The sequence below is a fragment of the Sphingomonas sp. AP28 genome, from assembly GCF_056680455.1.
The window spans coordinates 1-23971 of the sequence record NZ_JBWXQI010000003.1 but is presented as its reverse complement, the minus strand read 5'-3'; the positions used below and the strand labels follow the sequence as shown (position 1 = coordinate 23971).

The window sequence follows — 23971 nt, the reverse complement described above, 5'->3', positions numbered from 1 at the left end:
TATGTTTGTATTTCGTTCGCGCTGATGGGCCTCGGTCATGAGGCAACTAGGCGCGCATTCTCGAGATCGCTGCGGATCGATCGCCGCGCAGACCAAAAGAGCGAGAACGGCACGAAGCCGATGAAGCTGGAGACGATCAGCGCAATCTGGACGCCGCGGGCGGATCCCAGTCCTCCGGAATTCGAAAACCAGTCGCTCATCAGCCCCACCGTGAGCGGTCCGAGCCCCAGTCCGATCAGGTTCAGAACGAGGAGCAGGAACGCAGTCGCGGTTGCCCGCATGTGCGGCGGTGCCACGCCCTGCTGGGTCGTATGTACGGAGCCGAACCACAGCGAGTTTAAGAAGCTGGGGATCGTCATGAGCGCAAGGGCGAGCCATGTCTCCTTGATCATCACGGCTGCGATGTAGGTCGGGATGGTCAGCAATGCGGCGATGGCGGGGATGGTCGCATAGGCGCGCACGTCGCGTCGGCTGGCGCGGTCGGCCAGTTGCCCTCCCAACCAGACGCCCAACGCGCCGGTGATCCCGGTTGCAAGGCCAAGCGCGACGCCCAGGAAGCCAGCTCGTTCCAGCCCGAAGACCGCTGCGAGGCGACCCAGTTCGGCGTCATGCATGCGAAAGAAGAACGACGCGGTGAAAGGTGCGTGGCCATATGTGACGAACGCCTGAAAGGCAGTTGCGAGCACGAAGAGACGGTAGGTTCGAATCCCTGTCAGAGTAGTGACGGTCTGCCCAAAAGTGGACTTGGTTCGTGCGGCCTTTGTACGAGCGGAGAGATTGCGCCGCGGCTCCCGAAGCGTCAGTCCTGCGAGCAAGGCAAGCAGCGCACCCGGAATCCCTACCACGAGGAACGCCGAGCGCCATCCGACCGCATCCAGCAATAATCCGCCAAGCGCCAACCCCATCAGCGACCCAAGGGGAACGCCGATGTGGTAGTGGGCAAGCGTCGACGCCCGTTTCTCGGGCGGAGTGTAGTCCATGATCAGCGACATGGCCGGAGGCGTAAGGCCAGCCTCACCAATCCCGACGCCGACTCGACCCGCCAGCAGCTGCACGAAGCTGCTGGCGTAGCCACACGCCGCGGTAAACATGCTCCAGACAGCTACGGCGACGCCGATGATCAAGGGCCGGTTCCCGTGTTCCGCCATGCGGGCGATCGGGATTCCGGCGATCGTGTAGAGCAACGCGAACGCCAGGCCGGACATGATCCCGATCTGCCAGTCGGCGAGGTGAAGCTCGTGTTTGATGGGCTCTGCCAAGATGTTGATGATCTGGCGGTCCAGAAAACTCAGCATGAACAGCACGAGCATCAACGTGACGGCGTACCAGCGATAAGCCGCCGACTGTGGAGCGATCGCTTCCGCAACGCCCTCATCCGACGCAAGTTCTCCATCTGAGCCCACAGCACCCTCCACCGCTCTTTTTATGGACCCTCATTCTGCCTCGTAGAACGGATTGTCCAGAAAAAAACTAATAATTCGAATAGTGAGGTTGACTGGATAACCTCATTCTATCACATAGAACTAAATGGAGGGACGACATGGAGGACACAACGAACGCCACCGACTCGCTAGCCCGGTTTTATGACGACATGCGTTCGCGTGTCGGGCAACGTCATCGCCGTCACCTAGGCGTCGTCAGCAGGGTTATGATCCTCCGGTATGCGATCGCGATCGGCGAGACGAACCCAATTCATTTCGACGAAGGCGCCGCGAAAGCAGCCGGCTTTGCCGGGCTTGTCGCGCCGCCTAATCTACTCGCGGGAATCGCCGAGTGGAACGGGGGCTTGGCAGAGTCGGAACTGACGCCCGACGGCACCGTGCGAATGGACGGCACGGCCGACCTGCGCGTCATGGGGGCAGGCGAGGACATGGAATTGCTGCAGTCCGTAATCGCAGGAGTGGACATCTACGATGACGAACTCATCGAAAGCGTCGATCTGAAGCAAGGCCGTAGCGGGCCGATCGTATTCGTGACGACACTCCATGAATTCAGCGGAGCTGATGGCTCCGTCCTGAACCGCAACCGTCGCACGATCCTTGCGCGCGTCTAGACCCGAAGGGCACTCTCAATGACGGTTATCTTGTCCCCTGGCGAACCACTGCCGGACGTAGTGATGGTTCCGACTGCGCTGCAACTGTTCCGTTATAGTGCGGTGACATGGAACGCCCACCGAATTCACTATGACCGCGAGTGGGCCGCGCACGAGGGGCACGAAGGCCTGGTCGTGCATTCACACCTGCACGCTGCCAATGCTCTCAGGGTCCTAACGCAAGGGCTGGGCAGTGAGTGGCGCATCTGCAAAGTCGCATATCGTATCATCCGTTCCGCCGTCGTCGGTGACACGCTGACCGCACAGGCAGAGCTGATCGAACGCTCGGACGACGGCAGAACGCTCACCTTCACCCTGCGGGAAGTCAACCAAGACGGTGCCGCTTGCTTGGAAGGAAGCGCAATAGTGGAGGCAAGGCATTGAACGCTGCTCACGGTCTCGCGATCCGCGGCGCGTGGCATCCCGCAACGGAAACAGCGTTGTCCACACTGCCGGCGACCTTAGGCGTCTTCGAGATTGCCAACTCGAGCGGCCAGATTCAGTTGATCGGCTATGCAGGCGGCCGGTCATTGTTCGGCCTGCGTTCGACCCTAGCGACCGCGTTGGCGGACAATTCAAGCATCGGCCTGAAGTTCCGGGTCGAGCAGAACATGCAGTACATTTCGCGCTGGAAGGAGCTGCTGATGCTTCATTTCAGTCAACATGGCACGCTTCCACCGCTCAACAGTGCTGAAGACGGCGTCGGGCTGGGTCGCCTTGGACCGGCAATACAGGGAGACCTACCGTGATCGATTTTACCCCCACACAGGAACAGCAGGCGCTGATCGATTTGGTCCGGCGCTTTGTTCGCGAAGAGATCGTGCCGCTCGAAGCCGATCTCGACCCCGATGCAAGTGAACTTCGCCCTGAAGACGCCGCGCGCCTGGAAGCGAAGGTACGCGCGCTGGGCTTGTACGGTATGGACGTGCCGGAGGAGTTCGGCGGCGCGGGCCTCGACGTCATGACCCGAACGCTGCTGGCTTTCGAGATGACGCAGCATCGCGGTGGTCTGTACGCGCCGTGCTATGGTGTGTTCGGGGGAGCGGGGTTGGCGCAGCTTTATGACGCCAGCGACGACCAGAAGGAGCGCTACCTTTATCCGATGCTGCGGGGTGAGAAGCATGGCTACTTTGGATTGAGCGAACCTAGCGGAGGCAGCGATCCAGCCCGCGCGATTCGAACGCGAGCAGTCAAGGATGGCGACGACTGGATCATCAACGGGTCCAAGCTCTGGATCAGCGGAGCAGACAAAGCCGACTTCGGCGTCGTGTTCACGCGTACCGGCGAAGGTCGAGACGGTATCACGGCTTTCATCGTCGACTCCGACACCCCCGGCTTTCAAGTACGTCGCGTGGTCCACACGATGCGATCAACCCACTATGCAACGGAGCTGTCCTTCGACGACGCTCGCGTCTCTGATCGCAATCGGCTCGGGGAAGTAGGCAAGGGCTTCGCGCTCGCTAACGGGCGCCTGAGCGCCCAGCGTATTCCCTACGCAGCGCAGTGCATCGGTGTCGCGGAAGTCGCTCATAGGATGGCCGTCGAATACTCGAAACTTCGCGAGACATTCGGTCAACCACTGGCCGCGCGCCAAGGCATCCAGTGGATGCTTGTCGAGAACGAGATCGATCTTCGGAGTGCCAGGTTGCTGGTCCTGCAAGCCGCAGCCAAGGCTGATGCAGGTGAACCATTCCGCACCGAGGCGGCGGTGGCCAAGATCGTCGCCACCGAAGGCGCAGGGAGAGTTGTTGATCGTGCTATGCAAATCCACGGTGGGCTGGGCGTGAGCAAGGAACTGCCACTGGAGCGCTGGTATCGCGAACTGCGCATCCGGCGGATCGGCGAGGGACCCACGGAAGTTCAGAAGCTCATCATAGCTCGAGACCTACTGGGCCGCGTAGCTGGCTGATTACCGCAATTAGTTGGAACGACGTTCCGAGGGCTGGACCGTTAGGTTGGTTAAGGCTACTCTAATACCGATGATCATAATAATACGATGCCTCGCACGATGGGCGCCGCCATGCTGGCTGGCAGGCTTTTCGTGACGCCCGCTGTCCTGCGCACACTCAAGATACTGGACTTTCTTGCACGTCGCGGTGCGACTCGCCTGTCAGAACTGGGACGTGAGTTCGACTTGCCAAAGAGCAATGTCCACCGTCTTCTTCAAAGCTTGATCGAGGAAGGTTTTGCGCGGCAAGACGACACTGGACGGTACGAAGCCAGCATGAAAGTACACGAACTCGGCGCGCTGGTGGCAAATCGAAATCCAGTAAAGCGAGCCGCTACTCCGTTCGTGCAGCAACTTCATCAAGCCACCGGCGAGACGGTAGCGCTGGCCATTCTGGTCGGTAGCGACATTTTATATGTGGAGCGTGTGCTATCGTTGACGCCCCTTCGAGCCACCCTGCGGGAAGGATGGAGGGTGCCGGCCGCGTTTACTGCCGCTGGAAAGGTGATCCTCGCACACCATTCTTCGGGACTCGAATTGCTTGATTCGATCATCAAAACAGTGCCGGAGGCGGCAGAGCTCGATCGGTCGGCGATGATCAACGAGTTCGAGTGTATCCGTGATCAAGGCTTCGCAGTAAGTCGCAGCGGGTGGACGCGCGGGATCAACAGCGTGGCAGCCGCGATCGCAGACCACACTGGTGGTCCGATCGGTGCTTTGGCGTTGATAGTTCCGGCTGAGCGTCTCAGCGAAGAGCAAGTTCCTGAAGTCGCGCTCAAGGTGTTGAATGCTTGCGCACGAGTGAACGATTTACTTTCAGCAAGGTAGTATCGCGACCAATGCGGGAACGCGCCATTCCCAACGCGCTCCTCGCCCAGGTCGCGCCGTCGCCCTGTACCCATATTGCGCTCATCGGCGACTATCTATGGAACGAGATCGACTGCCCCCGGTACGCTATCGCCCGATCCGCGCCAATCGCTTCAACCCCAAGAACGTCGTGTTAACTTAGCGTATACGGCTGAAGATGATGTAACCTCAGTCTTTCAACCAGCGGCAACCAGACACCGACCGGTGTTGTCACGCATGAGCGCAGGTGAAGCAACGGGCGGGGTTAATCCCGCCCGTTGCTGTTCGAGCCCGGCAGCGAATGCGGTCGGAGTAGCGTAGCCTGGTATCATGCCGGTCTAATTGCGCTCGATGGTCCAGCCCGCCAGTAACGCCCGCAAGGTGGCGACGAACGCCAGCGGCTGATCCAGCATCAGATGGTGCCGAGCTTCGGGTACAGCGATGATCGGGATATCGATACCGCCGAGCTCGCGTACGTAATCACTGGAATCATTTGTAAAAAGGAGGCTTTGCTCGCCGTGTACTATCGCCTTGCGGCCTGGCGCCTCGACCAGCGTTCTGCCCATTTCAAGCCATTCGCTTGGCGCATTATCCCGCTTGAACACTGATGGCGAAAACTTCCAGGTCCACGCTTCGCCTTCGCGTCGAAGTGAGTGATAGGCCATGTAATCCATCAGGAACGCCTCACCAACGGGCTGTGGCGGAGATAGAACGTACCGCTCGCGCGCGCTGGCGTAATCGGGGTAGCGCTTATGCGGGCGATCGGGGTCGCCTGATCCCGGGCCGGTGCGGCCGCCGCCCCAAACGGCGTCAAAGCTGGACGGACGCAGCACCATCAGATCGCAAATCACCGTGCCGGCAAAGGCATCCGGCGCCAGCGTGATCGCCTGGAGCGCGACTGCCGCGCCAAAGCTGTGTGCGACGATGATCGGCTTGTGCTCGTGTCCAAAAAGTCCAAGGGCCTCCGCGACCCCAATCATCTCCCGTCCTCGCGCGACCATGTCACAATTCTCGCGAACGTCGCTGTCCCCCATTCCTGAATGGTCGTAGGCGATCACATGGTAATTTTCAGCCATGTAAGGCGCGACGAACGCCAGGCACCGTGCATGAGAGAGAAAGCCGTGGGTCATCAGTAAAGGAGGCGCGGAACGATCTCCCCAGCGGAAGTAGTGCATTCTTACACCAGAGACCTCGACGAAGCCTTCCTCCCGCGGCACGGATAGCGCGTCGACAAACCAATCGGGCAGGTATGCAGGATCTGGCGCCCAGGTCTGTACGATATCGGACGGGATTTCACGCATGGTCCTCAGTGCCTTTCTTTGACTGAATCAATTATGTGGCCTTGATCCGGCGTGACGCGATTGAAACCGAACTGTCCAGGCTGCCGCGTATTCATCCGATTGTTCTCGAACCTGATCTTTTCCAGTTTTGGTATATGTTCGCATCGCTTGTTTCTGGAGCTTCGCACGCGGGCGCGGGGGGCGTTGGTAGCTGGACCGGGAGAGGCGGATCGGTTTCAAAGCCGTCAACGAGCACCCGACGGGCTCGCGATACGCGACTTTTGACAGTGCCAAGCGGTACGCCGAGACGATCCGCGGCTTCCTCGAATGTCAGCCCGTCCCGTGTCACCAGCTCGAAGGCTACGCGTTGTCCATCAGAAAGCGACGACACGGCTTGGTTGAGTTCACTGGAGAAAATTCCTTCGTCCTGCGCGGCAGGGGCAATTAAAAGACGTTCTGCGATTGTCGGATCCCACGATACCGAGCGCCGATCTTTTCGCTTCCCGGACAGGAAGCTGTTCCGTGCGATCCGCATAAGCCAAGCCTTGAGGTTCGTCCCGATCTCGAAACGCTCTCGCGCGGCCCAGGCGCGCGCCAATGTATCCTGAACGAGGTCCTCGGTATCTGCCTCGTTACGCGTCAGTCGACGCGCATAAATCCGCAGGTTCGGCATCACCCTGCGCACAGCATGGCTAAAACCGCGCTGGCTTATAAACGGATCAGTCTGCTCAATGGCGACGGGAAGTGTCATCCGCGTCACCTTTGCAGACTGTGCAAATTGGGTGAGAAGACCGCTCCAGCCACGAAAGCCGACGCGATCCCATTGTTCTGTGGCTTTCTAGAGGAGATCGGAATGGGCAAACGCATCGACGCGGGATGCCGTCGAGTCAGCCTTTGGTCGATATTTGAGTTGCGCCGCCAATCCCACTCAACGCTGTGATCGCAGCGTCGATGTGTATCGCCGGTAGCGTGAATCCGAACGCATCGGCTTCCGCAAGGAGGACGAGCAGCGTGGCGATAAGTGTCGCCGCTTTGTCTTTTGGGTCGGTATTCGGCATCGATCACTCCGATGGTTGCTGCCGTTGTTGATAAATCGCGCCTTCTTGCATCGATTCCGGCGCGAACCACCTGCCAGCAATGCCGTGCCGTGGATCGGCATACGCTGGTCATTGCTTCGATCCGATCTTCGTTGCAGGGGTCTCGATCTCGCTTGGTTGGCCAGGCGAGGGTTTGTAATCGGGCAATTTGGTCGATCCCAAGCCCCCCTGTTCGATCCTCTTGGCGACATCGCCGGCACGACCGACCGGTCCCCGGAGCGATCGAACGGTTTCAGTGACCTGGCGGGCATCCGCTTCCAACTGCCTCATCCGAGGTCGTGCGCGCGAAAGCGACTGCCCAAAAGACACAGCTGATTTGTCAGCCGAATTCAGCGACCTAGAAATACGCTCACGAAATCCTCCACGTGACGCTTCAATGCGCCTGCGAAGTCTCGTTGCACCATCTCCTGTATTGGCGATCTGCTTTGCAAAAGCATCGAGCCTGTCCGTCTGTGGCAACCGTCCCGCCACTTGGCCGACTTTGTCAGTCCAGCTTTGCGAGTTGCGCGCGAGTTCGTCGAGACGCTTTTCTATCGAACGCAAACCAGCGGGATCGAGCTTTTTAGACACGCTTTCAGCGTTCGACGAAACCTTCGCAATGAGGTCTGCTGGGCCACCGCCGCCCAGGAGTCCTCCGCCCTTTGCTGGTATGATCGGGAACGGCTGTCCATCTCGGGCCGCGAGCACAGGGTTGCGATTGTTGTCGCCGCTCAGGCTCAGCTTTGCCGATCCATCAAATAACGATCGTTCGATCGATGCTGTCACACCGCGATGAAGAATCGCGTCACTGGTCAGTACGAACCGCACGGTCACAAAATCTGGATTTTTGGGCTGGACCTGGATTTCAGTTACGCGGCCGATGGGAACACCGAGAAGGTTCACGGCCGACCCCGGTTGCAGGCCATCGACGGATTGTTCAAATCGTATTTGGTACGTCGGCCCCTTGGCATCGCTCGCCTGGAGAAGCCACAAAGCGAATCCGATCGCAGTGAGCATGAGCAGGCCCACGATCAGGCTCACCTTCAACCAGTTTGAATGCGTTTCCATAGAAAGTCAGAAATTCCGTGGCCCACCGCGCCAGGCACGATGCTCCGCGGTCAGCTCTGCGTACGCCGCGCTCATCGCGGCCTCACACCTTCGAAAACGGCCAGTGCAACAGCGCCGAAAGCCAACAGTCCCGCCAGGAGAGGCTGCGAGGAAAACACTATCGCGGCGCAGATCGCGAGGGCGGCAGGATAGAGTTGCGGAGTACCCCTGCCGGCACGCTCCCTTCCGCGTAAACGCTCAAGGTCCTTGGGCGCGATACTGACGGTGATTGAGCCGGTTCGCGCAACCTTCTCGATCTGTCCGACGAGGTTCGGCGTTGACAGAACCGCTCGTCCGAGCGCTGCGAGCAGCTTGCCCGCCTCACCGCGCAGCCGGGCAGGGCTCGCCCGCTCCCGCATCAATTCCTTTGCTATGGGAGCAAGCTCGCGAGCAATGTCGAATGCCGGATCGATGCGCCGGACGAACCCCTCGGCGGTCAGCAAGGTCCGGAGCACCAAAGCGAGGTCAGGCGGAAGCGCGAGATGAAAGTCGCGCAGAATCGCGAATACCATCTGAAAAATGTCGGCGAGGTCAATCTGATCGAGCAGGACGTTGCTGAAGCGGTCGATCAGTTCGGCCATTGCTTCTTCGAGCCGGACCCGCTCCACGTCCGGATCACCGGCCCAGAGCATAAGGATATCGACGACACCGCCGGTGTCCTCCGAAGCGATCGCGAGGCCAAGCCGAACGAGTTCCTCCCGGCGCCTAGGCAGGAGGGTGCCCACGGCCCCGAAATCGATCAGGCCAAGCGTCCCGTCTTCAAGAAAGAAGACGTTGCCGGGATGCGGATCAGCGTGGAAGTGACCGTTGATGATGATCATGCGCAGGATCGCCTGCGCATAGGTGCTGGCGAGCGCCGCCAGATCGAGATCGCTTTGGCGTGCCGCATCCAGATCGCTTGCGGGAAATCCGCAGAGCCGCTCCTGGATGTTCACTCGCCTTCCCGAAAGCTCCCAATCGAAGCGTGCGGTTCGAACCCCGTAGTTTTTAAGATATTCACCGATCGCGTCGCTGGCGCGCGCTTCTGCGCTGAGGTCCATCTCCCGGGCGAGGCTCTCGGCGAAATGGCGCAACAACTCGTCCGGCTTCAGTCTTGCGATCTCGGGGATACGGCGCTCCGCAACCCGGGCCAGTCTTCGCAAGAGCCGAAGATCGGCATCGACGATCCGCTCGATGCCTGGGCGGCGAATCTTGACGATAACGTCACGCCCGTCGAGCAGCGTCGCCGCATGCGCCTGAGCGATCGAACCCGCCGCAAGCGCTTCGGTGTCGAAGTGACTAAAACTCGTTTCAATTGGCCCGCCGATCGCCTCCTCGATCAGCGGCTGCACGGCCGCGAATGGAAGCGGAGGAACGCGGTCCTGCAGTTTTGAAAGTGCATCGACCCATGCCGGCTCCAGAAGGTCGCTTCGCATCGCGAGGATCTGTCCGAATTTGACCGCGACAGGGCCGATATCCCGCAAAAGCGCGACGATCGCTTCCGGCCGGGTATCTTCAATCGGCTCGCCCCCCCCCGCCCCCAGACCCAACCGAGCGGCCAGCCCCTTGAGACCGTGCCGGCCGAACAGGACGAGTATCTGCGCGAACCGCTCCCTTTCTTTTAGAGCAGTCGTATCGGCTTCATCGGTAGGAGCTAGATCAATCATGCGCCCGGCTTTTCGGGGCGGGAACTTGGGTCTCGGGAACGCTGGCCTTCGTCTCCAGATGGTCGACGAGCCGGTTCAAATGTTTGATCGCTGCGTCGAGACCCTCGAGTTCATCCGCTGTCAGGCTTCCGAAGGTCTGCCCTACGATGTCGTCGTAGAGCGGCATGGCCAGTCCCAACGTGGCCCGGCCGGCGTCTGTTATCTGCACCAGTTTGGAACGGCGATCGTCCGGAGCAGGCGATCGGAACACGAGACCATTTTGCTCGAGCGCGTCGATCGCCTGAGTAACAGTGCGGGGCGCCTGATCGAAAAAGCTCGCAATGTCGGTGGAGCGGCGCGGTTGTTCCGCGAGATACGCGAGCAGTTTTAGTTGGGCCATCGATGCACCCTGACAGGCAAGATAGGCGTCGATCAGCCGCCGCATCCTGTACCAGGTCCAGCCGAAGGTGGTTGCGATCCCACGTATACCCGATTGGTGAGGTTCCATATAATGTGGTATTGCCGAAGCTTGGCCGCCGTGGCAAGTCCCCCGGCTCTTTGAATCGATAGTTGATCGGGAATAGAATGGTGGAAGATCCCACAGTCGGTTCAGGCGACCATGACGATGTCGGCGAGCGGCCCGCTGGTCCGCTCAAGTCGGTACGGGTTCGGCTGGCGCTGTTGGTTGTCGCGGTCGCGATCGTGGGAGCGGGGTTGGTATGGTATTTTGACCATCAGAACCGCGGCAAGTTCATGCAGAAAACCGACAACGCTTATGTGGCGGCGGACTCTGTCGTGGTGGCCCCGAAAGTTGCCGGATATGTCGAGCGCGTGTTTGTCAGTGCGAACCAAGCGGTCCGCAAAGGGCAGCAGTTGGCAGAACTAGATCCTCGCGAATATCGAGCCCAAAGCGAGCAGATCGCCAGCCAGATCGACACAGCGAAAGCTGCGGTCGAGACGAGCCGTTCGCAGATCGCTGAACAGCAGGCGACAATCGTCCAGGCGCGTGCTCAGGCGGCCTCGGCGCGCGCCGAGGCCGCCTTCGCGCGGCAGCAGGTTGCGCGCTATCAGCCGCTGGCGGCGTCTGGCGCAGAGCCAGGCGAGCGATTTGCCCAGCTTCAGACGCAGGCACGACAGGCAGATGAGCGCGCCAATGCTGCTCAGGCCGGCCTTACCGCAGCAGAAAGGCGCGTTGGCACGCTTGGTGCCCAGGTACGACAGGCGCAATCGCAGGCCGAAGCCGCTCGTGCTCAGCTCTCCGCCGCGCGTGTGAACACCGAATCGACGTTGCTCAAGGCAGCGATCGATGGTCGCGTCGGCGATCTCGCTGTCCGGGTAGGGCAGTTCGTACAGCCCGGAACGCGCCTGATGACGCTGGTGCCGGTGGAGCGCCTCTTCATCGAGGCCAATTTTAAAGAGACGCAGCTAGGTCTCATGCGAGTCGGCCAGCCCGTCAGCATCGACGTCGACGCGCTCCCCGGGGTCGAGCTGAAAGGGCGGGTTGCCAGCTTCGCACCGGGCACAGGTGCCCAGTTCTCCGTGCTCCCGCCGCAAAACGCGACCGGCAACTTCACGAAGATCGTTCAGCGCGTGCCCGTCCGTATCGCGATCGATGCGCCGCCCGAAGTCAGACCCCTTCTGGTTCCCGGAATGTCGGTCGGCATTACTGTCGATACCCGTTCGGCCAAAGGCGACCTGGAGAGAATCCGGCAGGCCGTAAGTCGGAAGCGCTGAGCGTGGCGACGGTTGCTGCATGTCCGGGGACGTTACGCGCCGAGCGAGCCGACTCGACGGCCTGGATCGCGGTCGCGGCCGGCGCGCTGGGCGCGCTGCTCGCGACGCTCGACATCTCGATCGTCAACTCGGCGCTGCCGACTATCCAAGGGGAGATCGGAGCGACCGGCACGGAAGGAACGTGGATCGCCACGGCTTTTCTCGTTGCCGAGATCATCATCATACCGCTGAGCGCGTGGCTGGAACGGCTTTTGGGATTGAGGACACTTCTCCTCATCTCGGTGACCTCTTTTACAGGATTCTCGGTCCTGTGCGGCACCGCTACGGATCTGATGACAATGATCGTCGGCAGGGCGGGTCAGGGGTTCACGGGCGGCGTGCTCATCCCGACAGCGATGACGATCGTCGCAAAGCGCCTCCCGCCATCGCAACAGCCGATCGGCATGGCCCTTTTTGGAATGACCGTCATCCTGGGTCCGGTTCTTGGCCCCCTGCTCGGAGGCTGGCTCACGGAAAATCTGAGCTGGCATTATGCCTTCTTCGTCAACGTGCCGGTCTGCGGTCTGCTCGTGCTGCTGCTGCTTCTCGGCCTGCCGCACGAGAAAACGAACTGGGTCTATTTCCGCGATGCGGACTGGTTCGGGATTGTCGGCATGATCCTCGGCCTGGGAGGACTGACGGTCGTGCTTGAGGAAGGGCACCGTGAAGAATGGTTTGAATCGACGTACATCGTCCGGCTGACGATCATGACCCTGATTGGTTTTGTCATGTTGGGGATCGGACAATTCAGGGCCGCCAAGCCTGTGCTTAAGCTGCGGATCGTAATGAATCGACAATTCGGCAGCGTCGTCGTCATGGCGCTGGCGCTGGGCATGGTGATGTACGGCTCGACCTTCGTCATCCCGCAATTCCTCGCGCTGATCGCTGACTATAACGCCCTTGAGACGGGTCAGGTGATTTTCCTCATGGGTGTGCCTGCCTTCTTGCTGATGCCCGTCATCCCGCTGCTTATCCGCGTCGTCGATATCAGGCTCGCCGTCGGCACAGGCCTTGCGCTCATGGCCGCCAGCTGCCTCGTCAACACCAGCCTCACCGCGGAATCTGCCGGAGAAGCCTTTACCGCCGGACAGTTACTGCGTGGTGTCGGCATGATCCTCACCATGCTGTTCCTGAACCAGGCCACTATCGCTTCGGTCAGCAAGGAGGATGCCGGTGATGCATCAGGCATCTTCAATGCCGCACGAAATCTCGGCGGGTCGTTCGCTTTGGCCGCCCTGGCCTCCTTTCAGGACCAGCGAATGTCGCTCCATAGCCGGCGGATGGAAGAGACCCTTTGGGCAAACGACCCAAGGTTGCAAAATTATCTCGCCGGCATGGCCAGGACGTTTGGCCAGATGGACGCCGCCCTTCAGTCGCTTGCCGGGACCATTCAGCAGCAGGCCTTCATCATGACGTACAATGACATTTTCCTGGCGATGGCGCTTGCGACACTGGCCACGCTTCCACTCGTTTTGTTCCTGCGCCCGCTGCCCAAAGGGCAGTCCATGGCGATGCATTGAGGCTGCGATGACAAACTTCAGAGGTCTCGTTCTCGCCCCCTTGCTGCTCGGCGGATGTGTCGTTGGCCCGGACTACGCCGGACCGCCGGGGTTGGGTCGCGCCGCCCCCCAATCCAAGTTCGTGCGCCAGACCGCGAGTACGAGCACCAATGACCCCGCAGTTGCTGAGTGGTGGACGGCTCTTCAAGATCCGGTCCTGAACGAGCTTGAGCGACGCGCACTTGCAGCGAATCCGTCGATCGATGTCGCCCAGGCGCGGCTCCGTCAGGCGCGTGCATCCGTGCGCCAGGAGCGCGCTAACCGCTTTCCGAAAGCTGGGGCACAAGCGACCGGAATCTTCGCGGACCTTCCCGGGATCGATCTGCAGTCGGCTCAGGGGAACGGCGCAACGCCCCCTTCCCAGGACGCGGATTCCTCTCTCCAGTTTTTCAATCTCGGCCTGAACGCAAATTGGGAAATCGATCTTGCAGGAGGCCAGATCCGAAAAATAGAATCCGCTAACGCACTAGCCGCAGCGGCTTCCTACAACGCGGCAGATGCACACGTTCAACTCGCAGCCGACGTTGCGCAAAGTTATACGAATCTGCGGGACCGGCAGCAGCGCGCCGCTGCACTTCGTGGGGGGCTGGACCTGCAGAAGCAGCAGCTAGGCCTCGCTCGGCAACGCTTTCAGCAAGGCACGGTGCCGGCCTTTGCCATTGGTCAGGCGAACCGCGCCATTCAGGCTACCAACGGCGATCTCGCTACGGCTGAGGCGGAGATCGGAATTTATCTCAATGCGCTCGCCGTGCTTGCAGGGGAGGCGCCAGGGAGGCTCGATTCCTTGCTGGCTGTCCCGCGTGACGTCCCCTTGCCGCCACAGGTCGTCGCCATCGGCGATCCCGCCTCTCTCCTTCGCCGTCGACCCGACATACGCGCCGCCGAGCGCAATCTGGCGGCCACGACTGCCCGGATTGGCGTCGCTGAAGCAGCGCGTTTTCCCAAGATCAGCTTTATGGGGATCCTAGGCATCGGCGGAACGTCTGTCGGAGACTTGGTCGATCTGGGAAATATCTCCAACATTGCCGTGCCCCAGCTACAATGGGGGTTGCTCGATTTTGGACGAACTTCGGCCCAGATAACGCAAGCGCGCGCTGGACGAGACGAAGCTGAGGCACAGTATCGACAGGTCGTTCTAGGTGCGTTCCAGGACGCCGAGAATTCGCTCGCGCGCTTTGCACAGCAACGTCGCAATGTGGCAGCGCTCGCCGAGATCAAGCGATCAGCCGACGAGTCAGATATTCTGACACAACAACGCTTCCAGCGAAAGGTGATTTCCCGCAGCGACGCACTCGAGTCCGGTCGTCAGAAAGTGCTTGCCGCATCAAACCTTCAAAGTGCGATTGCGGCTCTTACGGCAAGTTATGTCGCCATCCAAAAATCACTAGGACTTGGATGGGGGGAATCGACCTATCAAGGATTGGCACCCGATGCCTCGCCCAGGTCTCTCGGAACAACCAAGTAATTCCTCAGCCAATCCCGCCCGTGCGGCCCTTGTATTGCTGACGTACAGGAATATCGGCATCGACAAGCGGGGTGCCGCCCTCACGCGCGGGGGTGGAAGTGCGATGCGGCTCGAGCGTCGCATAGCGCGCACGCGCAGGAATTTCCTCGGCGCGCTCGCCGGTGATGACCAGCGTGCGGCCGTCGAGGAGGCGCGGCTGATTCCGGATCGCGGCCGCGAGGACGTCGATCTTTAGCGCGGGGCTGCGCCAGCCCACCCGAAGATCGGGAGACGTCTGGGAAAAGAGCCTGCGCGTGTCGGCAGGGCCCTTGCCCCCGGCACGGCCGATGCCGGTTGGCGTCTCGAACGCGATCGGGGCGGTCGGCGCGTCGTCGCGCGCCAGCTCGCGCGCGAAGCCGCCCACGCGCCACGAGACGTAGAGCGCGATCCCGAAATGGTCGGCGATCGCGCGGACATAGGCGGGGGTGCACGGCCAATCCATCAAGGTCGGGCCGTGGCCATCGACATCATGGTGATGCAGCTCGATCGCGTGTGCCGGCACGCCGAGGCTGAGCAGGTGGAGCAGGGCGGCAAGGCTGTCCTTGCCGCCACTGAATGCCACGACGAAGTGCCGGTAGGCGCCGAGGTCGGGGAGGGCGGCCGGAGCGGTCATGCTGCTTCACTGATCTGTTCCTCGGGTTCGGCCAAGGCGTCGAGCCCGGTTGCGCGGAGCAGATACCCGGCTGCGGCTTCGGCCTTGGCCGCGGCGGTCATGATCGCCCGGCTGTCCTTGCGCAGCACCTTCAACCACGAGCCGATATAGGCGGCGTGATCGTCCATGTGCGAGGTCGGGAGACCAAGATCGGCACCGAGCAGCGCTGAGGTCATCTCGGCGCAAAGCTCCTCGAACGCATAGGCGTCGTCGCCGAAGCGCTTGCCGAACGTGCGATCGAGCCGGTCGGGATGGCCGGTCCAGTGGCCAGCCTCATGGGCGAGCGTCGCCGCGAAATAGGCGCGCGTCGAGAATAGCGCGACGGGCGGCATGGTGATGCTGTCGGCGGTACGGTCGTAGAACGCGCGATCTCCGCGCATGTGGACCGTCGCCGGCAGCGCATCGAGGAAGCGCTGCGCGCGCTCGGGCAGCGCATCGGTCGGGGGCACGATGCTGACTGGGCTCGGGTAGAAGTCGGGAGACAGCCCGTCGATCTGGTCGCAGTTGAACACGGCGTAGGAGCGCAGCACGCGCCGCATTTCGTCGGTTGTGTCGCCGGTGACGACCGATTCGACGGTCTTGCTGTAGGATTTATAGAAGATCGCGATCTGCGACCGCTCGCCCTCGCGGACCTGGCCGCCGTGAGCCTGCGCCTGTTTGTACGTCATCCAGGTGCGCGAGTTGTAGCCTGCGCCCTCGGCACACAGCCATAGCCAGAAGCAGTTGATGCCCTTGTAGGGGTCGCCGGTTGCGCGCAGCGGACGGCCGCCAAGGCCGGGGCGCCACGGCTTGACCCAGGGCCGTACTCCAGATTCGAGCTTGTCGATGATGGTGTTGGTGATGATGTCGGCAGGCAAGGGCTTGTCGGTGGTCTGTGCCACGATCGGTCTCCTGATTGAGGTGAGGCAAACTCCCGTGAGCATCCTCCCCTCTGAAAGGGCGGTGCCGGGTCACAAAAACAGGGGCGACACTTGCGCGAAGAGTGCCGCCCCCAGGTGCCTCGAAATGTGCAAGCCGGCGTCAGGCCGCTTGGCTGAAATCCCCCTCTTCCTCGTGATCGATCACTGCGTCGTCACGGGAGTCGAGATCGGTATCCTCGTCCTCGTCCGGATCGGTGCCGGTCTCGTCATCGACGAAGCTCGAGCGCAGCGGCGTGCGTGCCGCCTTCTCTTGTGCCTCGAAGCGCATGGCTTCCGGCAACCAGGCCGTCGCCTTCTCGCGGATCTCGGCTTCGACGATGCCCTGGCCGTTGCACAGCGAGGCACAGGTGCCGGCAAGGTCGCCCTTCTTGGCGTCCTTGTATCGGCCGCGCAGGATCGGACCTCCAATCTCCTCGAGCGCGTCGAGCATGACGGTCTTCTTGACCCGGCCGAAGAAGTTCTCGGCCGTCGGGCGCCACCAATTCTCGACCTGGATGTCGAGGAGGCGACCGAGATGGTCGTGGAAGCCGTTGCTCCGATAGCCCTCGGCAACGTTGAGCGTCGGTTCGAGAGTTCGTGCTATCGAGTATGCTACCCAAGCGCCCCGGGCCTCGTCGTCGAGCGCGCGGAAGGCGTCGAAGCGGGCGGTCATGGTCGGCAGACCCGCCCAGCTCGTGTCGAGCCGCTGGCGCTGGTCGTCGATCGTCTGCGACGCCATCGAACCCTCGTCGCGGAAGGCGAAGATCGGGAAGCCCGCGGCGCTCGACTTCAGGGTCGAGTGGTTGGGGATGTGGGCCTGCTCGAACACCACGTTCTGCGCCATCAGGAAGATGGTCAGGTCGAGTGCCATCGCCGGGTCGCTGGCAACGTGGGCGACGAGGATCTGGCGGCGCTGCGTCGCCAGTTCATCGATCAGCGTGGCGCTGAGGGTGCGCCCCTGTTCGGCGTCGCCGGCATCGCCGTCCCCGGTTGCGCCGCCCGACTCCTTGGGCGGGGCGTTCGGATCCACGACCGGCTTTTCGCTGAAGAGGCGGGTGTGGACACGGGGTTCACCGTCGCCCCCGATATAGACGAACGTCCCGATCTGGCTTTTAAGCGCCGGATCGATCTCGTGCCGGGCGTCCTCGATCGTCTCCAGCTCGCGCTCGATCGCCTCGATACGCGCGTTCGCCGCCTCGGCTTCGGCGCTGCCGTCGAGCAGTTCCTGCTCGAGCTGGTCGATCAGCGCGTCGTTCTCGGCCGACAGGACTTCGACACGCGCGGTCTCGTCCTCGGTGAGGGCGCGGGCCGGAGCGTGATACTCGTGAAGCTGGCGCTCCAGATCGTAGGGGACGTGCGTCGCCGCGATCGGCGTGACGAACGCGAGACCTTCGGACTTCGCCAGTTCGGCCGCTGCGGCTTCGAGCTTCGAAGCGGCGAGCGTCTCGATCAGGTCGACGTCGATCCAGTTCTCGTCGCCCTCGGTGGCGAACAGGTCGCCCTCGATGCGACCGCCTGCGGCAACATAGGCTTCGCGACCGACGAAGCGGGCCTTGGCGTCGTTCGCCTTGACGGTGCCGTTGAGGATGGCGCGACGGATGTTGTCGGGGTTATCGCCGTAGTAGGAGGTCTTCATCTGGGCGAACACACGCGTCTGGCGATCGACGTCGGTGGTGACGGCGTAAGCCTGCGCAACGCCGAGCGTGATCTCGCCGGCTGCGAGCGCCTCGAACACGGTTGGGGCCAGCTCGGCAAGGCGCACGCGCTGCTCGACGAAGCGGGTGGTCACGCCCTGGCGCTTGGCGACGTCCTCGGCGGTCATGCCCTTCTGGATCAGGAAGTTGAAAGCGGTGCATTCGTCGGCCGGATTCATCGGCACGCGCTGGAAGTTCTCGGCGAGGCTTACCTCGATCGCGTTGTCGTCATCGCTCAGCACGAGGACCGGGACGGTGTGGTCAGCGGGGAGGGTGCCCTGCTGGATCAGGAGCTGGAGCGCGCGCAGGCGCCGACCGCCCGCCTTCACCGTGAACGTACCCGCCTTCTTGAGCGGGGTGACGATCAGGTTCTGCAACAGCCCCTGGGCTGCGATGTTCGCGGCAAGGGTGTCGATCCCTGCGTCACGGTTGGATTTGCGCACATTGTCCTTCGACAGCGTCAGGTTCTTGATCTTCACGGACTGGATCATCGGTCGTCTCCGTTTGGAAATGGCGCGCCGCGTCCCGCGGTCACGCGAGCCTGGTCCTCCAAGCTCAAAAAGCCGAAGGCTCCCTCCCCTCCCTTTGATGATCGGGAAGAGAGCCTCGTTCGTGTCAGGCGGTGATACGATCGATCACGGTCGCGGCGGTCGCGACGGGAACGAACATCCGCGTCTTGTGCTGGATGATCTCGGTGAAGCACCCGGCTGCCTTCAGCTCCGGCAACCGGGTGTGCGGCCAGTCGAGCAGTTCGAGGCGCTGCTGGCCGGCGACCAGGCTGCGCTTCAGCCGGTACGAACCGAGCGCGGTGATCTCAGCCGTCGCCATGACGTGCCTGGCGGTCTCGGCACCCGACACCGTGATGGTCGCGGCGATGCCGAAGGCGTCCGCGAGCTTGGTCACGAGCGGCGCAGGAACGATGCGGCCGAGGAAGGACTGGCCATCATCGGTGTTCAACCGCCAGACCTGGACGTGATCGTCGGGCAGACGGTCCCACACCGGCAGGAGCAGGCCGGTGACGAGGTACAGCGTGCTGATGCGGGTCTTGCCCGACATTTCCTCGACCTCGGCCTGCCACAGCGCGGAAAACTCCGCCTCGCTGGCATCCTCCCACATTGTCTCGAGGAGAAGATCCTGCCGCATCCGCTCGGTGCGCATGGGCCGCACCAGCTCGTAGCGACGCACGATCTCCCCGTCGTCGTCGGTCAGCGAGTAGGTGCTGCACCGGATCGCGGCCTTGCCCGACTTGCGGTTGACGATCAGGCGGGCGTCGTCGCCAAGGATCCGCAAAGCGCGATCGAGCGCGAGCGGCTTGTAGCGTTCCTCGGTTTCTAACCGCAGGATCTCGGTCTCGGCGCCGCTGGTCTGATCGCGCCGGATGACGGTGCGATCGAGGATCGTGATGCGCTCGGCGTTGATGCTCTCGACGCCGAGATCGAGCGTGCCGGCCTCCTTGGCCGCCTCGATCCGTGCCTCGATCAGCCCGAGATACTCGTCGAAGATCGCATTCTGCATGGCGATGCGCAGCGCGAGGATGCGATTGAGCCAGCGATGGATCGGGGGCATCTCCTCCTTGATCCCGCCACCCTCGCCCTCCAGCTCGAGGCCGGTCAGCTTCTGGAACTCGTACAGCGTGGTCGAGCGCAGCTTGCCATTGGCGAGCAAACGAAACCACTGTTCGAGTGACTCCTTGGCATAGTCGCTTTCGAGATTATCGCGTGGATCGAACAGCCCCTGACCGCCCGTCTGCCGTTGGCCGCGGGTAAGCGCACCCAGGCTGTCGAGCCGGCGCGCGATCGTCGAGATGAAGCGGCGTTCGCCCCGGCAGTCGGTCGACACCGGCCGGAACAGCGGTGCGGTCGCCTGGTGGGTGCGGTGCGTGCGTCCGAGCCCCTGGATGGCGGCGTCAGCACGCCAGCCTGGCTCGAGGAGGTAATGATTGCGACGCGACTGGTTCTCAGCGGTAAGGCTCGCATGATAGCTGCGGCCGGTGCCGCCAGCGTCGGAGAAGATCAGGATTTTCTTCTGCCCCCGCATGAAGGCGTCGGTCTCGGCGAGATTGGTGCGGGGCGAGCGGCTTTCGACGCGCTGGCGGCCGTGGGCGTCCATGATGACACGCCGGCTGCGCCCCGTCACCTCGGCGACTGCATCGGTGCCGAAATGCCCGATGATGTGATCGAGCGCGGAGCCGACGATGGGCAGCGCGCAGAGCTGCTCGAGAAGGTTGTCGCGCATTGCCAGCGCCTCCTGGCTGAACACGGGGCGGCCGTCCTCGTCCGACATCGGTTCGGAGCGGGTCTTGCCTGTGTCGTCGACAAAGGTCTTCATCTGACGCACCGGGAAGGCGGCCGTCAGATAGGACATGAGGAACTCCCTCGGCGAAAGCTCGATGTCGAGGTTCGCCCGCTCTTCGACGGTCAGCGCGGCAAGTGCCCGGTTGAGCATCGCTTCGGACGTGGAGACGAGCTGGATCACGACGCTCTCGCCGCGGGCGAGATCGGCGCGGATCGCGGGCACGAGTGAGGGGAGCTTCATGCCGATCAGGAGTTGGCAGAAGAACCGCTGCTTGGTGGACTCGAAGATCGACAACGCAGCGGCCTTGGCGCCGCTGTTGTAGGTGTCGTTCGAGAAGCTGTCCGTGACGCGGGTCGCGTCGAGCGCGGCGCGCAGGTTGCTGTGGATGATCGCCCACGCATCGGCATAGGCGTCATAGACCTCGATCTGGTCGACGGTCAGCTTGTGTTCGAGGATTTCGTACTCGACACCGGCGAAGCTCAACGCACGCGAAACGTAGAGGCCCTGCATTTTCAGGTCGCGCGCGATCAGCTCCAGCGCGGCGATCCCGCCCCGGCGCAGGGAGTCGACGAAGGTCCGGCGATCGGCGAAGGCCGTGCCCGGACCCCACAGCCCGAGCCGGGTCGCGTAAGCGAGGTTGTTGACGTCGGACGCGCCAGTCGCGGACACGTAGAGGACGCGAGCGCGCGGAAGAAGGTTCTGGAGACGGACGCCGGCGATGCCCTGGTCGGAGCCTTGTTTCGTGCCGAAACTGCCTTCGCCGCCTGCGACACCGGCCATCTCGTGCGCCTCGTCGAACACGATCATGCCGTCATAGTCGTCGCCGACCCATTCCAGGATCTGCTGTAGCCGCGTGCCCTTGTCACCGCGATTGGAGCGCAGCGTCGCATAGGTGAGGAACAGCACGCCTTCGGCAGCGCCTACGGCCGACCCGAGTTTCCACTGGTTGAGGTGCTGGATGTCGAGCGCGAGACCGCCAACTGCGGCCCAGTCGCGACGCGCATCTTCGAGCAGCGTCTCGGTTTTGGAGACCCAGATGTGCTTGCGGCGACCGCGCAGCCACTGGTCGAGGATAATCGCCGCGACCTGGCGGCCCTTGCCGGCGCCGGTGCCGTCACCGAGGAAGAAGCCGGTCCGGTACGGACGGCCATCCTCGGATGGTGCGATCGAAAGACCTTCCTCGACAGGTTTGAACAGGCCGGGGATGTCGCGCTCGAAGGCGTCGCCGGCATAGATCAGTGTCTCGAGCTGCGCGTCGGAGAGCGTCTTTGCATCGACGACCGCGTGCGGGAGCATGGGGACGTAGGTCGGCCGTGGCGCGGTGATCGAGCCCATGGCGATCGATTCGACCAGAGCGGTTGGATGCGCCGATGCGCAGCCGATCGCGATGCGGCTCGGCCGATAGGGCAGGTACACACCGACAGACTCGCCGGTCGGAAGTGGCTCGGCGAACACGGTGTAATCGATCGGCGTCGCGGTCTGCGACTGCGCGGCTTTTGCCGGGGGCGCGCTCAGGCGTGGTTTGCTTGCCAAGCCGCCAAGAAGCGAGCTGCGCCCGCGCGGGCGGGCCAGCAACGAGGCCGTGCGCGGGACAGGCGCCGACACAAGTGGAACGGCCTTTGCGGCGATCGCCGCGAGCGCATCGGCGAGCGTCGCGCACCGGATCAGCTCGGCCGGCGTGCCGGTTCCCTTTTCCAGCACCATGATCTTCACAGGTTGGCTGGTGCCATGCTTCGCATAGGCGTTCGCTGGCAGTTCGAGGTGCAGCGTCAGCGTGCAGCCCTCGGTCGCCTTCGCCCAGCCGCGGCTCGACGTGTCGACGCGGTCGGGCAGGATGGCGGCGCAGCGGCCTCCGGTGCCGAGACGCATCAAGGCGCCGCGAAGATGCCGGAACGCTGCTTGGCGGTCGGCGTGGCGACCGATGCTGCGCGAGAAGGGAGGATTGATGAGGACGGCCGTGGGCCGGATCGTTGGTTCGAGCAGATCGTGGATCAGCTCGCCGTCGTGGCGCGTGACAGCGACGCCCGGGAAGGCGGCCGCAAGCATCTCGGCGCGGGCCGGATCGATCTCGTTAAGGACCAGGCGGGCACCGGCGCGGTGCGCGAAGGCGGCGAGCAGGCCGGTGCCGGCAGACGGTTCGAGGACCAGATCCGTGGTCGCGATCCTGCCAGCGAGCGCAGCGAGATAGGCGATCGGGGCGGGGGTCGAGAATTGCTGAAGCTCGATTTGCTCCTCGCTGCGGACGGTATGCGTGGGCAGGCCGGCGACCAGCTCGGTCAGTGCGACAAGGCAATCGCCCGGCGTGGCTGGCAGGTCGGCCTTCACCAGGTAAATGACCTCGGCGAGTTCGAGCATGTCGTAAGCGTCGCGAAGCGACCAGCGACCGTCGGCCGAGGATCCGCCATAGGCTTGCTCCATGACCCACAGCAGCGTGTCACGTTGGAGCGATCCGTTCCTGGCGATGATGTCGGCGACTGCTTTGGCGGCCGTGATCGAGGGTTCGGTAAAATCGAGTTCGAGAGCTGCGGTTGAGGTACGCATCGAGGGCTTCCTTCTTGTCGCCCGGTGATCATCACCGGATCAACAAGCCGAAGGCTCCCTCTCCTCTGAACGCCTTTTGCCCGACGAAGCATCGCTACCGCGACGCAATCTCCCAGAGCCTGTCGCGACGTGTCGGCCGCCGCTAGACGGGCAGGATGTCAGGCATATGGGTCGATATCAGGCGGCCAACGCGGCCCGACCGCCTATCGACCGATCCTTGGGCCGCATCACAACGACCGTTTCGGGCTTCCCGACCCGTCGGCCGAGTTTATCCCGCGCAGGGACTTCGGGGACAACTTCACGAACTTCGATCGAATAACTCGGCATTTTATTCTCGGCTGCGATCTTCTTGAGCTGACTTTTCAACGTGCGGAGCGGCGACGTTGAGCCGATCTTCGCACCCAGCATTTCCAGAGGCATTTCATATTCTTCATCACGACAATAGCAGTGCGCCAATTCATAAAGGCGTCGTTCAATCGAGCCGAGACGGAAATAGTCGTTGTGGTAGTCATAGATACGGCTGTCACGCGAGACCGCGCGGACGAGCCAGTCACAGAGCTGGACGCGGACCGGCATGAGTTGATCGACGCCGCTCGCCGTTTCGCGAGTGGTCGCCTGCGCTTCCGCGAACCAGGAGAAGAAGCCCTTCGTCCCCACGGTGCCAGTTTTGATGTTCGTGCGGATCTGCGTGCCCTGCAGACGACCGAGCGCTTCGATGAAGCGATCGTAATCACGCTTCGATGGGCGTCCGACGCCGGTCGCCCGGAAGAAGTCGTGTGCATTGAAGGTGAAGACGTTCTGTACTTCACCCCCGGTCCGACCAATATGCTGCACCATCAGCGACAGGACGTAGATCAGGACCTCTTTATCCCACATCGTCGCGATACCGCTCGAACTGGGCTTGATCTCGATTTTGACGCCGTCCATTTCGTAGGTCATCGCCTCCATCTGAGGCCGCTTCGCTAACGAGAAGAGTGGAAAGTCCATGATACTCTGCTCGCCACGGACTTTGCCGTGCAGCGGGCTGTCGAGATAGTCGAACAGCTTACCCTGGGTGAGAGCGACTTCTCGCGAATCCAT

The 23971-nt window shown here is 62.4% G+C and carries 20 protein-coding genes; 8 read left to right on the top strand and 12 right to left on the bottom strand.

The window, feature by feature from the left end; genetic code table 11:
- Positions 1 to 35: 35 nt before the first annotated feature.
- Positions 36 to 1403 carry a spinster family MFS transporter gene (locus AC1MH0_RS21200; RefSeq protein ID WP_480966151.1) on the bottom strand — a complete coding sequence of 456 codons (1368 nt, stop codon included), beginning with the start codon at positions 1401 to 1403 and terminating at the stop codon, positions 36 to 38.
- Positions 1404 to 1540: 137 nt separating this feature from the next.
- Here AC1MH0_RS21200 and AC1MH0_RS21195 point away from each other — a divergent pair, with 137 nt between their 5' ends.
- The 5 genes from AC1MH0_RS21195 to AC1MH0_RS21175 all read left to right on the top strand — a co-directional run bounded on the left by AC1MH0_RS21195 (position 1541) and on the right by AC1MH0_RS21175 (position 4868).
- Entirely contained in the window at positions 1541 to 2053 is a 513-nt protein-coding gene (locus tag AC1MH0_RS21195; RefSeq protein ID WP_480966150.1) for an FAS1-like dehydratase domain-containing protein, read from the top strand.
- Between the two features lie 18 nt (positions 2054 to 2071).
- Positions 2072 to 2476, top strand: a complete 405-nt coding sequence (locus AC1MH0_RS21190) for an HTD2 family dehydratase (RefSeq protein ID WP_480966149.1) — start codon at positions 2072 to 2074, stop codon at positions 2474 to 2476.
- A complete protein-coding gene (locus AC1MH0_RS21185; protein WP_480966148.1) occupies positions 2473 to 2841 on the top strand; it encodes a DUF7508 domain-containing protein in 369 nt (122 codons plus the stop codon). The genes AC1MH0_RS21190 and AC1MH0_RS21185 overlap by 4 nt, the downstream gene beginning before the upstream one ends.
- Positions 2838 to 4001, top strand: a complete 1164-nt coding sequence (locus AC1MH0_RS21180) for an acyl-CoA dehydrogenase family protein (RefSeq protein ID WP_480966147.1) — start codon at positions 2838 to 2840, stop codon at positions 3999 to 4001. The genes AC1MH0_RS21185 and AC1MH0_RS21180 overlap by 4 nt, the downstream gene beginning before the upstream one ends.
- A gap of 99 nt (positions 4002 to 4100) precedes the next feature.
- The gene (locus tag AC1MH0_RS21175) at positions 4101 to 4868 is read left to right on the top strand and encodes an IclR family transcriptional regulator (RefSeq protein ID WP_480966146.1); all 768 of its coding nucleotides are present in this window, start codon (positions 4101 to 4103) and stop codon (positions 4866 to 4868) included.
- 356 nt (positions 4869 to 5224) lie between these two features.
- Here the strand turns inward: AC1MH0_RS21175 and AC1MH0_RS21170 are convergent, their stop codons facing one another.
- The 6 genes from AC1MH0_RS21170 to AC1MH0_RS21145 form a co-directional block, all read right to left on the bottom strand.
- Positions 5225 to 6187: an alpha/beta fold hydrolase gene (locus AC1MH0_RS21170; RefSeq protein WP_480966145.1), complete on the bottom strand. Its 963-nt coding sequence runs from the start codon at positions 6185 to 6187 to the stop codon at positions 5225 to 5227.
- A 91-nt stretch (positions 6188 to 6278) separates the two neighbouring features.
- A complete protein-coding gene (locus AC1MH0_RS21165; protein WP_480966144.1) occupies positions 6279 to 6917 on the bottom strand; it encodes an RNA polymerase sigma factor in 639 nt (212 codons plus the stop codon).
- A 136-nt stretch (positions 6918 to 7053) separates the two neighbouring features.
- Positions 7054 to 7224, bottom strand: a complete 171-nt coding sequence (locus AC1MH0_RS21160; protein ID WP_480966143.1) for a hypothetical protein — start codon at positions 7222 to 7224, stop codon at positions 7054 to 7056.
- A gap of 108 nt (positions 7225 to 7332) precedes the next feature.
- On the bottom strand, positions 7333 to 8310 hold the full coding sequence (locus AC1MH0_RS21155) for an MlaD family protein (RefSeq protein ID WP_480966142.1): 978 nt from the start codon (positions 8308 to 8310) through the stop codon (positions 7333 to 7335).
- 71 nt (positions 8311 to 8381) lie between these two features.
- Complete coding sequence (locus AC1MH0_RS21150; protein WP_480966141.1) at positions 8382 to 9995, bottom strand: ABC1 kinase family protein; 1614 nt, start codon at positions 9993 to 9995, stop codon at positions 8382 to 8384.
- Complete coding sequence (locus AC1MH0_RS21145) at positions 9988 to 10419, bottom strand: MarR family winged helix-turn-helix transcriptional regulator (RefSeq protein ID WP_052192263.1); 432 nt, start codon at positions 10417 to 10419, stop codon at positions 9988 to 9990. Before AC1MH0_RS21145 ends, AC1MH0_RS21150 begins: the two co-directional genes overlap by 8 nt.
- Positions 10420 to 10559: 140 nt before the next feature.
- Between AC1MH0_RS21145 and AC1MH0_RS21140 the strand changes: the two genes are divergently transcribed.
- The 3 genes from AC1MH0_RS21140 to AC1MH0_RS21130 are packed head-to-tail and all read left to right on the top strand — an operon-like array spanning position 10560 to position 14771.
- A complete protein-coding gene (locus AC1MH0_RS21140) occupies positions 10560 to 11708 on the top strand; it encodes an HlyD family secretion protein (protein WP_480966140.1) in 1149 nt (382 codons plus the stop codon).
- A gap of 2 nt (positions 11709 to 11710) precedes the next feature.
- Positions 11711 to 13267, top strand: a complete 1557-nt coding sequence (locus AC1MH0_RS21135; RefSeq protein WP_480966139.1) for an MDR family MFS transporter — start codon at positions 11711 to 11713, stop codon at positions 13265 to 13267.
- A 7-nt stretch (positions 13268 to 13274) separates the two neighbouring features.
- Complete coding sequence (locus AC1MH0_RS21130) at positions 13275 to 14771, top strand: efflux transporter outer membrane subunit (RefSeq protein WP_183937967.1); 1497 nt, start codon at positions 13275 to 13277, stop codon at positions 14769 to 14771.
- Between the two features lie 4 nt (positions 14772 to 14775).
- Here AC1MH0_RS21130 and AC1MH0_RS21125 read toward each other — a convergent pair whose 3' ends face one another.
- The 5 genes from AC1MH0_RS21125 to AC1MH0_RS21105 form a co-directional block, all read right to left on the bottom strand.
- Positions 14776 to 15423, bottom strand: coding sequence for a hypothetical protein (locus AC1MH0_RS21125; protein ID WP_480966138.1), 648 nt, complete (start codon positions 15421 to 15423; stop codon positions 14776 to 14778).
- A complete protein-coding gene (locus AC1MH0_RS21120; RefSeq protein ID WP_480966137.1) occupies positions 15420 to 16343 on the bottom strand; it encodes an ArdC family protein in 924 nt (307 codons plus the stop codon). Before AC1MH0_RS21120 ends, AC1MH0_RS21125 begins: the two co-directional genes overlap by 4 nt.
- Positions 16344 to 16482: 139 nt before the next feature.
- Entirely contained in the window at positions 16483 to 18546 is a 2064-nt protein-coding gene (locus tag AC1MH0_RS21115; protein ID WP_480966136.1) for a ParB/RepB/Spo0J family partition protein, read from the bottom strand.
- A gap of 124 nt (positions 18547 to 18670) precedes the next feature.
- Positions 18671 to 22891 (bottom strand): strawberry notch-like NTP hydrolase domain-containing protein, encoded by a 4221-nt coding sequence (locus AC1MH0_RS21110; protein ID WP_480966135.1) that lies wholly within the window; start codon positions 22889 to 22891, stop codon positions 18671 to 18673.
- A gap of 177 nt (positions 22892 to 23068) precedes the next feature.
- Positions 23069 to 23971, bottom strand: a 903-nt coding sequence (locus tag AC1MH0_RS21105) for a replication initiator protein A (protein WP_480966134.1), incomplete at its 5' end; no start/stop codon positions are given.

Coding starts and splice junctions, on each gene's coding strand:
- AC1MH0_RS21125 (WP_480966138.1), bottom strand. CDS start 15,423: ATGACCGCTCCGGCCGCCCTCCCCGACCTCGGCGCCTACCGGCACTTC.
- AC1MH0_RS21155 (WP_480966142.1), bottom strand. CDS start 8,310: ATGGAAACGCATTCAAACTGGTTGAAGGTGAGCCTGATCGTGGGCCTG.
- AC1MH0_RS21130 (WP_183937967.1), top strand. CDS start 13,275: ATGACAAACTTCAGAGGTCTCGTTCTCGCCCCCTTGCTGCTCGGCGGA.
- AC1MH0_RS21145 (WP_052192263.1), bottom strand. CDS start 10,419: ATGCGGCGGCTGATCGACGCCTATCTTGCCTGTCAGGGTGCATCGATG.
- AC1MH0_RS21190 (WP_480966149.1), top strand. CDS start 2,072: ATGACGGTTATCTTGTCCCCTGGCGAACCACTGCCGGACGTAGTGATG.
- AC1MH0_RS21195 (WP_480966150.1), top strand. CDS start 1,541: ATGGAGGACACAACGAACGCCACCGACTCGCTAGCCCGGTTTTATGAC.
- AC1MH0_RS21110 (WP_480966135.1), bottom strand. CDS start 22,891: ATGCGTACCTCAACCGCAGCTCTCGAACTCGATTTTACCGAACCCTCG.
- AC1MH0_RS21160 (WP_480966143.1), bottom strand. CDS start 7,224: ATGCCGAATACCGACCCAAAAGACAAAGCGGCGACACTTATCGCCACG.
- AC1MH0_RS21170 (WP_480966145.1), bottom strand. CDS start 6,187: ATGCGTGAAATCCCGTCCGATATCGTACAGACCTGGGCGCCAGATCCT.
- AC1MH0_RS21150 (WP_480966141.1), bottom strand. CDS start 9,995: ATGATTGATCTAGCTCCTACCGATGAAGCCGATACGACTGCTCTAAAA.
- AC1MH0_RS21115 (WP_480966136.1), bottom strand. CDS start 18,546: ATGATCCAGTCCGTGAAGATCAAGAACCTGACGCTGTCGAAGGACAAT.
- AC1MH0_RS21175 (WP_480966146.1), top strand. CDS start 4,101: ATGGGCGCCGCCATGCTGGCTGGCAGGCTTTTCGTGACGCCCGCTGTC.
- AC1MH0_RS21165 (WP_480966144.1), bottom strand. CDS start 6,917: ATGACACTTCCCGTCGCCATTGAGCAGACTGATCCGTTTATAAGCCAG.
- AC1MH0_RS21140 (WP_480966140.1), top strand. CDS start 10,560: ATGGTGGAAGATCCCACAGTCGGTTCAGGCGACCATGACGATGTCGGC.